Raw genomic sequence first — 13,278 nt, 5'->3', positions numbered from 1 at the left:
CGGGCGCCTTGCACTTTATCCCGCTCGCTCACTGATGAAATGCTTATTGCAGTGGGGTTATGAGTAGATTTTAAAAACAGTTTGAGAATAACACTTAAACATTAGGAACACGGCCATGGCCTACAGTATCTTTACCAAAATCGACAACGAACAGCTCAAAGAACCGATGTTCTTTGGTCAGCCCGTCAACGTGGCACGTTATGACCAGCAGAAATATCCGGTGTTCGAGAAGCTGATCGAAAAACAATTGTCTTTTTTCTGGCGTCCGGAAGAGGTCGATGTGTCGCAAGACCGTGCCGACTACCAAGGCTTGCCTGAGCACGAAAAGCATATTTTTATCAGCAACCTCAAATACCAAACGCTGCTGGACTCGATTCAGGGCCGCAGCCCAAACGTAGCGCTGTTGCCTTTGGTGTCACTGCCTGAAATTGAGACCTGGATTGAAACTTGGGCGTTTTCCGAGACCATCCACTCGCGCTCTTACACTCACATCATCCGCAACATCGTCAATGATCCATCTATTATTTTTGACGACATCGTGCGTAACGACAACATTACTGCACGCGCCTCTGACATCGCCCATTATTACGATGAGCTGATCCATCAGACCATGTTGTATTCGCAACTGGGTGAGGGCGATCACGTCATTAATGGCGAAACCATTTCAGTCAACAAGCGTGAACTGAAAAAACTGCTATATCGCTGCCTGATGAGCGTGAATATTCTCGAAGCGATTCGTTTTTATGTGAGCTTTGCCTGCTCGTTTGCCTTTGCCGAGCGCAAGGTGATGGAGGGTAACGCCAAAATCATCCGCCTGATTGCGCGTGACGAAGCCTTGCACCTCACCGGCACCCAGCACATGCTCAATATCATGCGCTCTGGCCAGGACGACCCCGAGTTCGCCGAAATTGCTACTGAATTGCACAGCGAGTGTTTTGAGATGTTTAAAACAGCCGCCGAGCAAGAAAAGGAATGGGCAGAATACCTGTTTAAAGATGGCTCCATGATTGGCCTCAATAAAGATATTTTGTGCCAGTATGTCGAATACATCACCAATAGCCGCATGGCGTCTGTGGGTTTGCCGCCCGCATTCCCTGGCGCCAAAAATAACCCGATTCCATGGATCAACACCTGGCTCGCGTCAGACACGGTACAAGTCGCTCCGCAAGAAGTCGAACTCAGCTCATACCTGATTGGTCAGATTGATTCTGAAGTATCCGCCGACGATTTGAACGGCTTTGAGTTATAAACAGTAGTGGTCATCTAAACCAGTGATTAGCATCCGCAGCCAGCACAGCCGCTTTAGCCTGCTCCCGCAAGAAACCCTCCTCGAAGGCCTCGAACGCACCGGCCACGAAGTAGAGTATCAATGCCGCAGCGGCTATTGTGGTGCCTGCCGCGTACGCATGCTAGATGGTGAAGTCGATTACGTTGAGCTGCCATTGGCGTTTACCGCCGCCGATGAAATTTTGCCATGCTGTTGCGTGCCGAAATCTGACCTGTGGTTAGAATGCGAACTCCGGTTTGACCTGCAAACCGCGCAGATGCAAGACGATATGTTCCCGGCGCAACAATCGCTGTTTGATGAAGCCTCGTTTGCTGCAAGTGCTAGCCCAGTGAAAAAATTGCTGCAGAGAAAAGTCGTCAGGAATAATGTGCGTGCGAGTAACCTGTCGTTGTTTTAGATAAACTCGCAGACAAAAAAAAGGCGCTTGAAACCAAGCGCCTTTTTTTAAGCATGTTATTCACGCAGCCTTAGGCCGTAACCATTGCATTTTCAGGTTCGGTGTGCGCCCACTCGCATCGCCTACCAGGCTGCAACTCAAAATCTCGCAGCGCCAATACATCTGCCTAATCTTAGCATCAGCCTCTTTGCGCGACTTGCCAAAAATCTGCAAATTTTCAACCAACACGCCATTCGCACTGCGAATGCTATACAAATATTTTCCAGACATATCCATCATTTTCAATGTCACCCCGATGTTTATTTGATGCATACGCATCATATTTATTGTGATATATCGGTAACATATCAAAGTTTTTTAGGGTTGTATACATTGTAAAGATAGTATTTATATCGTTAATTCAACAATTTAAGGGGTTTTTTGCATAAAACACCTATCATTAACGTGCTAACTTCACTTCCAGCGGTCAGTTTGAAAGGTCAATGATTGCCGATCTCTGCGCCAAATTACCTCGTATTGGCCCACCGCTAACCACCAGGTTTGGGTGTCTGGCCTGGGTTTAGGCTCGGCAAAGCTCTCTGGCGTTAATACCGCCACACACCATGCCGCGTCTGGATTGCGGACAGATTGATACACAATACAACCCAGCGCGACCTCTCGCGCTAATTGTGCAAAGGCCTGGGTCGGACCGTAATCGGATTTATGCACCCAACTTGCATCTGCATTAAAAGGATGTTTGCGTAAGTCCACCGCTTGCGCTTTGAGTGCGACTTGAAACGCAGTGTGTGCTACAGGTTCAATATGCGTCAGAGCAGGCGCATCCATTAAAAACCGCCAGCGCCAGTAACCGAGTTCAGCCGCTGCAGTGGCGACCGATTCCGCGCCATAAAACACACCAGGGTCATTCGCCCCTCTAAATCGTGAGCCGCCTTTGCGCGTTGGGTAACGAAACGGGGTCGCCAGCAGATAGTCCAGCTTTGCCGTCGTGTCAGGGTAAGCAGGCTTGCTGTGATCGAGCAATGCTTCAAGAATATTCTGCTCAGCAGCAGTATCGACCACCTTCATGGTCGAAGCCACATGCTGTGCCTCCACCATACGCCAAGCCAAACCCCGCCAGGCAAACGCCTCAGACGAGACCGCGTGAGGTGTCCAGGTGGTGTACGACACGCACCAAGCCTTCCGTTTGAGAAATCAGATCAATCGGGCGTGCATTCAAGGCCAAGTTATGGTTGTTCAACCACACCCGCGCCGTTTCATCATTGCTCACTATTGAATCCAGTGAGCGGAATACGCGCACAAACAACAACGCAAAATCCCACTCTTTACGCTTCTGGTCAAGAATGTATTTGCCATCATACAACCGCGTAATCGTTGCCGGACTCAAGCCCAGAATCGTCGCCAGCATTGCACGTGAAAGCTGTAAACGCTGGGCAGCTCGGCCTACCGCTTTGCTTAATACATGCGCGGCATCGGGTTTAATCGCTGTTTCTTTAATTGCAGTTGTCATAACGCATTAATCTTTCTTTAGAAATTATAATTCAAAATTATTTCTAAAGAAAATATATTAATGTGGCTAAGAGGCGTTATTTAGCAGATATCTATCTAGTCATATATTAAAAAGCATTGTGATAAGTTTATTCAAGCCTTAGAAACTCCACTACTTCCAGTGGCTGCTTAACTCTACACTTGTATTATCTTTAACTCATTTGGAGTGAAAGTATTCGCGCTCCAAATGAGCATTCGCTAAATGCCAATTTAGTATTTCCTCACGTTCATTTTTCACTTGTTCGTTATCGACAATTCTGCTTTTAAGGCGAGGTACATCAGTATCTTCATAAAAACTAAAAATCATTCTATGTGAGTTTTCAGCTATGAATTTTCTAAACTGTAATGTTAGGTTTAGATTTAGCCGAGCGCCTTTTGGAAAAGGTCTTCCACCGATTTCTGCAAACAACGCATGTTCTGGCCCAATTGGAAAAATAATGTTGCCTTTTTCTCTGCCCCAGCCACCTAATAAATCATAATTTAGATGGTCAGTGTAGTTGAGTTTCACTACAGGATTGTCACTGGTAAACCAATAATAGCCTTTAGCTGGTCTCACAATAGACCATTTATGTTTATATAAAATTTGAGATGTGTTTTCTAATAGATGTTTAATTGAATGAATCCATGAGCTTCTACCAATGAAGGTCTCTGCTCTTAATGTAGCGATGTCACTATCTGGACAAGATTCAGTAATCACTTTTAGAGGAAAGTAGTTTGGTTTTTTTTCATAGCCTTCTGCTTCTTGATCTATCGAAGTCAATTCACCTTTTTCCAATTTTTCCTTAACGTCTTCTAAAACTTCATTTAAAACATCCGAAGCTGACTTTATTCCCCATTCAATATGTTGGCGCATCCTAGATGGAGTTCTAACATCTTGTGCAGCTAAAAGTTTGATTAAAATATGCCAATCATCTTTGGATAGCCTTTGATCAGAGATTGCTTTATCAATGACCCTGCTAGCTGGGGCCTCAATTTCTCTAGCGAACCATCTTTCTAGTTCATCATTTTCCTTGCCATTTATAATTTGTGTATATAGATGGCTGTGATAGGCGATAGCTGAGGTGGAGTAAGGCTTCCAGATTGGTAAATTTACATGACTAACCAAAGTTCTATAAACCATGACTTTCCTATCTGAGTTCTGCCATCTCCTTAGATAGGATTGTGGAACATAGTGATTTCTAACAATCAGTGGGTTAGTCATGTTTGCAGCATCAATGGGATCAGGTCTTTTAAAACTACATTCTATCCTTAGGCTGGCAACTTAAATAAGTATCTACCTATTTGATTGGTATGCGCAAATCTGCTGCAATTAATCGACAGTTTTATATAAACGATTCTGCTGTATATAGCTAAATACCTGTGGTGGTATTTCAGTGATCACAGTGTCGTCATTCTGACTTAACCGCTCACGAATGCGCGTAGAGGAAATATCTGGCGGCGTGATTGGCAGAAAACTGATCAGGCCGTTCGCTTGTGCGGCAAACGCTTCTGGCGCTGTTGCGATATCTATCAACTTACCCTCATGTTCTGGATGCAAGAATAAGGTTTTTTCACGATCTGCACGGTGTACGACTAATATATGGCAATAGTCTAATAACGCTAACCAGCGGCGCCAGGTGGGTAGTTTTTGGTAACTGTCTTGGCCCATGATCAGGCAGAGGGCCTGGCTTGGAAAGCGGTGGCGCAATAGGTGTAGGGTTTCTATGGTGTACGAAGTGCCCTGGCGGTCTAGCTCGCAGGTATCGAGTACGAATTGCGGGCGGTCTTGTATCGCCAATTGCACCATCGCGGCGCGGTGTTGTGCGGTGACGGCGGGTGTTGCTTTATGCGGTGGAACAGCTGCTGGAATAAAGCGGATTTGCGTGCAGTGCAGGGTGTCGAGCACGGTTTGCGCCAGCGCTAAATGCCCGTTGTGGATAGGATTGAAAGTCCCGCCAAAAATGCCTATGATTTCCATCGTAGTGATTCTTTCAAAGCATCGCGGTCAGACTGTATCAATCGGGCATCACCACTATGCGTGATGCGCCCAATTCATGCGTTAGGCCCTGACGTGGCCGTCACCTAGCACCACATATTTCAACGATGTTAATCCCTCCAAACCGACTGGGCCGCGTGCATGCAGCTTGTCGGTAGAAATGCCGATTTCGGCACCAAAGCCGTATTCAAAGCCATCCGCAAAGCGGGTAGAGGCGTTGACCATGACGCTGCTGGAGTCGACCTCGCGCAGGAACTGGCGCGCTTTGGTGTAGTTCTCGGTGACGATGGCTTCGGTGTGCTGGCTGGAGTGCTTGTTGATATGCTCAATCGCTTCGTCCACGCCACTCACCACCTTGCAGGAGATAATCGCTGCAAGGTATTCGGTGTAGTAGTCTTCTTCAGTCGCGGCAATGGCTTGTGGCACCAGGGCGCGCGTTTCTTCGCAGCCGCGGATTTCGATGCCTTTGCTGGTTAGCATCGCAGCCAGTGTTGGCAGGGCGGTGTTGGCAATGCTGCGCGCGACCAGTAATGATTCTGCAGTGTTGCAGGTGCCCAGGCGCTGCGTCTTGGAGTTCTCCAGAATACGCAGGGCTTTGTCAAAATCGGCTTCGTCATCCACATACACGTGGCAGTTGCCATCCAGGTGTTTGATGACTGGAATGCGCGCGTCGTTGCTGATGCGCTCAATCAGGCCTTTGCCACCGCGTGGCACAATCACGTCTACATATTGTTTCATGGTGATGAGTTCGCCCACGGCAGCGCGGTCTGTCGTCTCGACCACTAGCACGGCGGCTTGTGGCAAGCCCGCTTGTTGCAGGCCTTGGTGCACGAGCTTGGCCAGCGCCTGGTTGCAATGAATGGCCTCAGAGCCACCACGCAAAATACAAGCGTTACCGGATTTAATGCACAAGCCAGCGGCATCGACAGTCACATTTGGACGCGCTTCGTAAATAATGCCAATCACGCCAAGTGGCACGCGCATCTGGCCGATCTGGATGCCGGAAGGGCGGTATTTGAAGTTGCTCATCTCGCCAATCGGGTCTGGCAGGCTGGCGATTTGCTCTAAGCCTTCGGCCATGGTCGCGACTGACTTTTCGCTTAAGGTGAGGCGGTCTAGCATGGCGGCTTCCATGCCGTTGGCTTTGGCAGCGTCCAGGTCTTGCTGGTTGGCGGCCAAAAGCGCTTTTTCATGCTGACGAATCAGGGCGGCAATATTGCGCAAGGCCTGATTTTTGGTATTGGTGTCAGCTTTTGCCATCAAGCGAGAAGCAGCACGAGCCTGCTCACCCAGTTGTTTCATGTAGTGTTGAATGTCCATAACCATCATTCTATCTTAAAATCTTAACGAGGCCTTGCGGCGGCTGATCTGGCGGATTTATTCGCCGCCATACGCGCAATACCACTACATAAGCGGGAAAGCTCCAGCCAGGCATCGCCATCACCAACGCCTTTTGCCATGCGGTCTATGTCTGACAATTTCTGCAAAGCAGCTTCGATATGTTTTTGCGGTAAAAATTCCAATGCGCGTTTAACCAGTGTCTGGCGGTCACCGAATAACCTGGCCTGGCTTAAGGCAGCCTGCACGGCTTGGCCGTTTTGCATGGCGAGCCGTACTTGCAATAAGGGGCGGAACAACCACACCAGCGGGTTCATCACGGCGACGGCAGTTTCACCTTCTTCACGCAGGCCTTCAATAATACGTAACACGCGGCTTTGGTCACCTTGCAGCATAGCTTCACCGAGCTGCGACACGTCAAACCGTGCCACGTTAAGCACGCATTGGCGGATGGCGTCTTCAGAAAGAGGGCCGGGCGGGTAAAGCAACCCTAACTTCTGGATTTCCTGGTGCGCCGCCAATAAATTACCTTCAACCTGCTCTGCAATAAAGCGTCGTGAGGCTTCATCGGCACTTTGTTGCTGCATGGCCAGGCGTTGTGCAATCCACTCTGGCAGTTGCGCCAGCGGCACCTGGTTAAGCACCAGCAGCACGCCATGTTGTGACAAGGCTTCGTACCAGGCACTGCTCGTCATGTCGCGGTCTGGGGCGGGCAGGGTGATGATAATAGTGGTATCGGCAACGGGTAGCTCGGCCAGCTGTTGCAAGGCTTTAGCGCCTTCAACGCCGGGTTTGCCGGTCGGGATATTGATTTCGAGGATACGTTGCTCGGCAAATAGCGAAAAGCTTTGCAAAAACTGGCTGACCTGCCCCCAGTTAAAATAACGCTCTACGCTAAAACTGGCACGCTCTTGCGCACCATGCTGGCGGGCCGCGGCACGTATCTGGTCGATGGCTTCTGTGATTGAAAGCGGCTCATCCCCTGCCAACACAAACAAATGCTGTTTTGGCGGCAGGTGTTGAGCCAGTTGCGCTGCCTGAATGCGCATGGTTATTGCGCTTTTTTCAAGGCAGACAGGCGGCGCATGATGCCGTTGAGCACGTCCGTCTGCATGGTTTCAGTCAAGCGTTTTTCTTCTGCCAGTTTGGCCAGCAAGTTAGAGTCATTGTAGGTATAGTCGCGACGGCTTTCCATCACCAGAGGTAAGCCCCATGTAGGTTCGTTACTGGCCTTGGTGCGGTATTGCACACGATAATAAAGCTCGTACTCTCGCACCACACCGGTACCACTCAGGGACAAAATGCGTTTTTCATTTTCTTCATGAATCAGCTCCACCTGCAGCTCAGCTTCTTCTGCTGTTTCCACCAACTGAATATTTTGTTCTTTCAAACTCTTTTTGAGTGCTGTGGTGATTTTGGTTTTGCCTGTGAGTTGAATTGATTTAAATGACACCGGGTTGGGCTGCCTGAGCTGGAAGCCACAGGAGGATAACGCCACGATCAACAATAGCCAGCCACTATTTTGCCAAAAGCGCTTTGGCAGAAATGGTGTCAGGTGTGAAAGCAGCATAGTCATCCTTTCTTTAAGCAACCACAATATTAATCAGTTTGTTAGGCACCACAATAATCTTTTTCACGCTGCCTTCGTTGAGAAACTTCTGTACGAAGTCCTGATTCACGGCGGTCGCTTCAATCTGTTCTTTGACCATGCTTTTAGGGATGCTGATGCTGCCGCGCAATTTGCCGTTCACTTGCACGACGTATTCGACTTCGTCTTGCACCAGGGCTGCGTTAGCTGGCTCAGGCCATTTGGCGATGAGAATATCTGCGCCCAGCTTAAGGCTTTGCCACATGACTTGCGTCACGTGTGGTGCAATCGGTGACAGCACGCGCAACAGGATGCTGTAGCCTTCAAAGGCCACGGCTTGCCAGTCTTTGTCGGCTTCTTTTTGCACTTTTTCCAGCGTGTTGAGCATTTTCATGCAGGCTGAGGCCACGGTGTTAAATTGCAGTTTGGCCAGGTCCACATTGGCTTGTTTCAGCACCGTGTGGATTTCGCGCCTGTGATTGGCAAGTTCGCCGGTGAGTTTGTTTGGTAAGTCAGCAGGCTGAATTTGCGATAAAGCATAGCCAAAGTTCCACACGCGCTTTAGGAAACGATGCGAACCTTCTACGCCGCTGTCTGACCACTCCAGCGTTTGTTCTGGCGGTGCGGCAAACATCATAAAGAAGCGCGCGGTGTCAGCACCGTATTGCTCGATCAGCGATTGCGGATCGACGCCGTTACGCTTGGACTTGGACATGGTGCCTATGCCTTGATAATCGATGGCTGAGCCATCTTTCAGCAATTTGGCGCCAGTCACTTTACCGTTGGCATCTTGTACCAGTTCGACTTCTTCTGGTGCAAAGTACTCAATGCCGCCTTTGGCGGTGCGACGAGAGAAAATATGGTTAAGCACCATGCCTTGCGTCAGCAGGTTGGCAAACGGCTCGTCATAGTTGACGAGGCCGAGGTCGCGCATCACTTTGCTCCAGAAGCGTGAGTACAGCAGGTGCAAAATGGCGTGCTCAATGCCGCCAATATATTGGTCTACTGGCATCCAGTGATTAGTTTGGGCATCGACCATGGCGTCAGGGCTAAAGCCGGAAGCATAGCGCGCGTAATACCAGCTGGAGTCCACAAAGGTGTCCATGGTATCGGTTTCGCGCTTGGCTGGCTGGCCACATTTTGGGCAGGCGCAGTTCAAGAAGTCTTCGCGTTTGTTGAGCGGATTGCCTGAGCCATCGGGCACGCAGTCCTCTGGCAGTTTGACTGGTAACTGGTCGTCTGGCACTGGCACATCGCCACAGCTATCACAGTGGACGATAGGAATCGGGCAGCCCCAGTAGCGCTGGCGTGAAACGCCCCAGTCGCGCAGGCGCCAGTTGGTTTGTTTGCCACCGAGATTTTTGTCAGCCAGGTCGGCCGCCACGGCATCAATGGCTTGTGTATAGCTCAGGTCGTTATATTTGCCAGAGTGTATACAGACGCCTTTGGCTTTATCGCCATACCATTCTTGCCAGCCATCCAGGTCAAAACTTTGGTCGACCACGCTAATCACTTGTTTGATCGGCAGGTTGTATTTTTTAGCAAAGCCAAAATCACGCTCGTCGTGCGCAGGTACGGCCATCACGGCGCCCTCACCGTAGGTCATGAGCACGTAGTTACCGACCCAGACTGGCACTTGTTCGCCGGTGATCGGGTGCGCCACGGTCAGGCCGGTGTCCATGCCTTCTTTTTCCATGGTCGCCATATCGGCTTCCATCACTGAGCCTTGCTTACATTTCTCAATGAACGCTTGCAGGGCCGGGTTGTTTTGTGCGGCATGTGTGGCGAGTGGATGCTCAGCGGCGACGGCACAGAAAGTCACGCCCATAATAGTGTCAGCACGGGTGGTAAATACCCACAGTTTGCCGTCATCAATCAGCTGGCCATCGTTATTTTTAATCTCATGCGGAAACGCAAAACGCACGCCCACACTCTTGCCTATCCAGTTGGCTTGCATGGTTTTCACACGCTCAGGCCAGCCTGGCAGTTTGTCCAGGTCGTCCAGCAGTTGCTGGGCGTAGCCAGTGATGTGCAGGTAGTAGCCAGGAATTTCGCGTTTTTCAACCACTGCGCCAGTCCGCCAGCCGCGGCCATCAATCACCTGTTCGTTAGCCAGCACGGTCTGGTCGACCGGATCCCAGTTCACCACCTGGGTTTTTTTGTAGGCAATGCCTTTTTCCAGCATGCGTAAAAACAGCCACTGGTTCCACTTGTAGTAGTCGGGTTGGCAGGTCGCCAGTTCACGGCTCCAGTCAATGGCAAAGCCCAGTGACTTCAACTGCTTGCGCATATAGGCAATGTTGTCGTAGGTCCATTGCGCAGGCGGCACATTATTTTGAATCGCCGCATTTTCAGCAGGCAGACCAAACGCATCCCAACCCATAGGCTGCAATACGTTAAAGCCTTTCATGTGGTGATAACGGCTTAACACGTCACCAATGGTGTAGTTGCGCACATGCCCCATATGCAATTTGCCACTGGGGTAGGGGAACATAGACAAGCAGTAGTATTTGGGTTTATTGCTCTCTGCCTTGGCCTGAAAGCTCAGGTTGGACTCCCAATGTTGTTGTGCCTGTTGTTCGACTTCTTTGAATGGATACTGCTGTTGCATGTGCGTGGCTTGAAAGTGACTAAACGAAGCACTAATTATACCCGAGAACTGATAGGCATGTTTTTCGTTGGCACCTGCTTGACGGCAGCGCTTCACCCAATTTGGTTGATATTAGCCATGTATGTTGCAAGTCGGTTGATATAAACCGCTTGTATGCTGTGTCGGTCTTTCAAAAAGCGCTATACATATTTGTATAAATATAATTTATTTAATAAAAACATGGGGATAACCTTTATCGCAATAACATTGGTATTAATATTGCAGCCTGCTCATTTGTTTTTATAACAATATGAACAGAAGAGGGTGTAATACATGAAGAAAAAAAGCTTGTTGATGGCCACCGTGCTAGCGTTTAACCCAGCCATGGAAATCTTGGCGGAAGAAAAAGAGCAGCAGGATAAAACACTCAATATTTCACCGGTGGTGGTGAAGGGGATTTTGCCTGATCGCCTGGAGTCGGTGCCTGGATCTTATTACCTGGTGGATGAACAAGCCCTGGAGGAAAGACGCCCGTTTTCAATTCAAGAAGCCTTGAATAATGTGCCAGGTGTGCATGTGGTGGGTGAAAACAGTTTTGGCCTAGGCGTGAATATTGGCGTGCGTGGCCTGGACCCGCGCAGAACAGCGCGTACTTTACTGATGGAAGATGGCATGCCTTTGTTTTTGGCGCCCTATGGTGACCCGGCTGCGCATTACACCACGCCGCTGGAGCGTGTGCAGCGTATTGAAGTAGTGAAAGGTTCTGGCCAGATTTTATATGGTCCACAAACCGTGGGCGGCATGATTAACTTCGTTACCAGGCCTGTGCCTAGTGACGGCCAGGTGCATGGTAATGTGTCTGCGACGCTGGGCAACAACGACTATAGCAGCCTCTATGGCAATATTGGTGCAGGTGATGAGCGTGGTGGTTTGATGATTGATGCCTTGCATAAAAAAGGCGACGGCATTCGTGATAACCATGATTTTGAGATTCAGGAATACACCGCCAAAGGGCAGTTGAATTTATCTGACCGCCACACCTTGATTGCCAAGGCGAGTTATTTCCGTGAGAGCTCTCATGTGTCTGAAACCGGCTTGGGCCTGGTCGAATACAATGAAGATAAATACCAGGCACCGACTGGTAAAAATGATGTATTCGAGCACGAGCGCACGACGTTTCAATTACAGCATCTGTTTCAGATTAATGCACGGGCAAAACTCAGCACACAAGCCTATTATGCCAAGTCTGAGCGGGCCTCTTTCCGGCAGATTAACGACCCGGGTGGCCTGGGTGGGCGCTCGGTGATGGACCGATGTACTGGCTTGGGCGTAGCCACCGAAGCGAATGCCGAGCAATGTGGTGGACGCTGGCGCCCGCGTGAGTATGAATACTGGGGCATAGAGCCGCGTCTGGATTTGCAGCACAGTTTGTTTGGCATAGAAAGCAATGCCGTGCTTGGCTTCCGCTATCACCGCGAAGATATTCAGCGTAATCAGTTTCGTGGTAGTGACCCTCGCATCCAAAATCAGGGCTATGCAGAAGCTTTTGGCGATCACCGCGAGCAGATTCACAGCAATGTCGAAGCCAAGTCATACTATGCACAAAACACCTTTTATGTGGGCAACTGGACGTTCACGCCCGGTTTGCGCATAGAGGACTTGCGTATCAGGACTGATATTCTGCGTGCCGAAGGCGCGGTGCAAAATAATCCCCAGTCAAAAGACACCAATCATCAAAGCAAAGTATTACCGGGTTTTGGTTTAACCTGGAACGGCATTGAAAAAACCACTTTGTTTGCCGGGGTACACAAAGGTTTTGCGCCACCGCGCCCTGACCGTGATATTAATGCGCCAGGGGGTGCCAATACAGCCGTGGTGGTGAATACCAAGCCGGAAGAAAGTACCAATTGGGAGTTGGGTGCACGCTCTAATTACATCAAAGGCGTCACCTTTGAAACCACGTTGTTCCACACCATTTTTGACGATATTGTGGTGGCTGGCCCGACTTCTGGCTCGTTTATCAATGGCGGGCAATCGCAGCAAAGCGGGGTGGAGTTGGCTGGTCGCATTAACTTTGGCCAGATCTATGACTCTGCACATAATATCTACCTCGCCGGGTCTTATACCAACCTGTTCACGGCCAAGTTTAAAAAAACCAACGCGGCAGCAGATGTGTTTAGTGGTGACCGTTTGCCTTACGCGCCCAAACACATGGCATCCTTGAGTTTGGGTTACCAGCATCCGGTTGGCTTTGATGCTCGTATTGGTGTCGATTACGTCAGTGAGCAGCAAGAAGACGTCTCTTACCGCGTTGGTCGCTCAGAGGAAGACGTATTATCTGGCCGTACTGGTCGCATTCCGTCCTATGCACTGCTCAATGCCACCGTGAATTACCGGCCTGTTGGCAGTCGTGTGTCGTACTTTATGAGTGCCTATAACCTGGCAGACAAAGAGTATCTCACCAGCCGCGTCGATGGTATGGTGGTGGGTCGCCAACGGCAGGTATTTGGCGGCATCCGTTACGATTTCTAATCTGTGATCTGCAGCCAATAAAAAA

General features: G+C 49.7%; 12 protein-coding genes. 3 read left to right on the top strand and 9 right to left on the bottom strand.

What is annotated here, in order from left to right; genetic code table 11:
- Nucleotides 1-115: 115 nt before the first annotated feature.
- A complete protein-coding gene (gene nrdB, locus E6Q52_RS08375; RefSeq protein WP_292820999.1) occupies nt 116-1,249 on the top strand; it encodes a class Ia ribonucleoside-diphosphate reductase subunit beta in 1,134 nt (377 codons plus the stop codon).
- Between the two features lie 22 nt (nt 1,250-1,271).
- Nucleotides 1,272-1,685 (top strand): class I ribonucleotide reductase maintenance protein YfaE, encoded by a 414-nt coding sequence (gene yfaE / locus E6Q52_RS08370; protein ID WP_292820997.1) that lies wholly within the window; start codon nt 1,272-1,274, stop codon nt 1,683-1,685.
- A 60-nt stretch (nt 1,686-1,745) separates the two neighbouring features.
- Here yfaE and E6Q52_RS08365 read toward each other — a convergent pair whose 3' ends face one another.
- The 9 genes from E6Q52_RS08365 to leuS form a co-directional block, all read right to left on the bottom strand.
- Nucleotides 1,746-1,997 carry a hypothetical protein gene (locus E6Q52_RS08365; protein ID WP_292820995.1) on the bottom strand — a complete coding sequence of 84 codons (252 nt, stop codon included), beginning with the start codon at nt 1,995-1,997 and terminating at the stop codon, nt 1,746-1,748.
- A 141-nt stretch (nt 1,998-2,138) separates the two neighbouring features.
- Complete coding sequence (locus E6Q52_RS08360) at nt 2,139-2,852, bottom strand: RES family NAD+ phosphorylase (RefSeq protein ID WP_292820993.1); 714 nt, start codon at nt 2,850-2,852, stop codon at nt 2,139-2,141.
- Nucleotides 2,812-3,192 carry an antitoxin Xre-like helix-turn-helix domain-containing protein gene (locus E6Q52_RS08355; protein ID WP_292820991.1) on the bottom strand — a complete coding sequence of 127 codons (381 nt, stop codon included), beginning with the start codon at nt 3,190-3,192 and terminating at the stop codon, nt 2,812-2,814. Before E6Q52_RS08355 ends, E6Q52_RS08360 begins: the two co-directional genes overlap by 41 nt.
- A 195-nt stretch (nt 3,193-3,387) precedes the next feature.
- Nucleotides 3,388-4,431 (bottom strand): DUF4238 domain-containing protein, encoded by a 1,044-nt coding sequence (locus E6Q52_RS08350; protein WP_292820989.1) that lies wholly within the window; start codon nt 4,429-4,431, stop codon nt 3,388-3,390.
- A 108-nt stretch (nt 4,432-4,539) separates the two neighbouring features.
- Nucleotides 4,540-5,187, bottom strand: a complete 648-nt coding sequence (nadD, locus tag E6Q52_RS08345; RefSeq protein WP_292820987.1) for a nicotinate-nucleotide adenylyltransferase — start codon at nt 5,185-5,187, stop codon at nt 4,540-4,542.
- Nucleotides 5,188-5,268: 81 nt separating this feature from the next.
- Nucleotides 5,269-6,525 carry a glutamate-5-semialdehyde dehydrogenase gene (locus E6Q52_RS08340; RefSeq protein ID WP_292820985.1) on the bottom strand — a complete coding sequence of 419 codons (1,257 nt, stop codon included), beginning with the start codon at nt 6,523-6,525 and terminating at the stop codon, nt 5,269-5,271.
- A gap of 23 nt (nt 6,526-6,548) precedes the next feature.
- Entirely contained in the window at nt 6,549-7,592 is a 1,044-nt protein-coding gene (holA, locus tag E6Q52_RS08335; RefSeq protein WP_292820983.1) for a DNA polymerase III subunit delta, read from the bottom strand.
- Nucleotides 7,593-7,594: 2 nt separating this feature from the next.
- A complete protein-coding gene (gene lptE / locus E6Q52_RS08330) occupies nt 7,595-8,113 on the bottom strand; it encodes an LPS assembly lipoprotein LptE (protein ID WP_292820981.1) in 519 nt (172 codons plus the stop codon).
- 13 nt (nt 8,114-8,126) lie between these two features.
- Nucleotides 8,127-10,742, bottom strand: a complete 2,616-nt coding sequence (gene leuS / locus E6Q52_RS08325; RefSeq protein ID WP_292820979.1) for a leucine--tRNA ligase — start codon at nt 10,740-10,742, stop codon at nt 8,127-8,129.
- A 312-nt stretch (nt 10,743-11,054) separates the two neighbouring features.
- Between leuS and E6Q52_RS08320 the strand changes: the two genes are divergently transcribed.
- Entirely contained in the window at nt 11,055-13,253 is a 2,199-nt protein-coding gene (locus tag E6Q52_RS08320) for a TonB-dependent receptor (protein WP_292820977.1), read from the top strand.
- The last annotated feature ends 25 nt before the right edge of the window (nt 13,254-13,278 follow it).

The organism is Methylophilus sp. (genome assembly GCF_008015755.1).
Classification (GTDB): domain Bacteria; phylum Pseudomonadota; class Gammaproteobacteria; order Burkholderiales; family Methylophilaceae; genus Methylophilus.
This window is presented reverse-complemented; position numbering and strand designations above follow the sequence as displayed.

Excerpts from the sequence above, each read along its gene's own strand:
- nrdB (WP_292820999.1), top strand. The coding sequence starts at position 116 with ATGGCCTACAGTATCTTTACCAAAATCGACAACGAACAGCTCAAAGAA.
- E6Q52_RS08365 (WP_292820995.1), bottom strand. The coding sequence starts at position 1,997 with ATGCATCAAATAAACATCGGGGTGACATTGAAAATGATGGATATGTCT.
- E6Q52_RS08355 (WP_292820991.1), bottom strand. The coding sequence starts at position 3,192 with ATGACAACTGCAATTAAAGAAACAGCGATTAAACCCGATGCCGCGCAT.
- E6Q52_RS08350 (WP_292820989.1), bottom strand. The coding sequence starts at position 4,431 with ATGACTAACCCACTGATTGTTAGAAATCACTATGTTCCACAATCCTAT.
- nadD (WP_292820987.1), bottom strand. The coding sequence starts at position 5,187 with ATGGAAATCATAGGCATTTTTGGCGGGACTTTCAATCCTATCCACAAC.
- E6Q52_RS08340 (WP_292820985.1), bottom strand. The coding sequence starts at position 6,525 with ATGGACATTCAACACTACATGAAACAACTGGGTGAGCAGGCTCGTGCT.
- holA (WP_292820983.1), bottom strand. The coding sequence starts at position 7,592 with ATGCGCATTCAGGCAGCGCAACTGGCTCAACACCTGCCGCCAAAACAG.
- lptE (WP_292820981.1), bottom strand. The coding sequence starts at position 8,113 with ATGCTGCTTTCACACCTGACACCATTTCTGCCAAAGCGCTTTTGGCAA.
- leuS (WP_292820979.1), bottom strand. The coding sequence starts at position 10,742 with ATGCAACAGCAGTATCCATTCAAAGAAGTCGAACAACAGGCACAACAA.
- E6Q52_RS08320 (WP_292820977.1), top strand. The coding sequence starts at position 11,055 with ATGAAGAAAAAAAGCTTGTTGATGGCCACCGTGCTAGCGTTTAACCCA.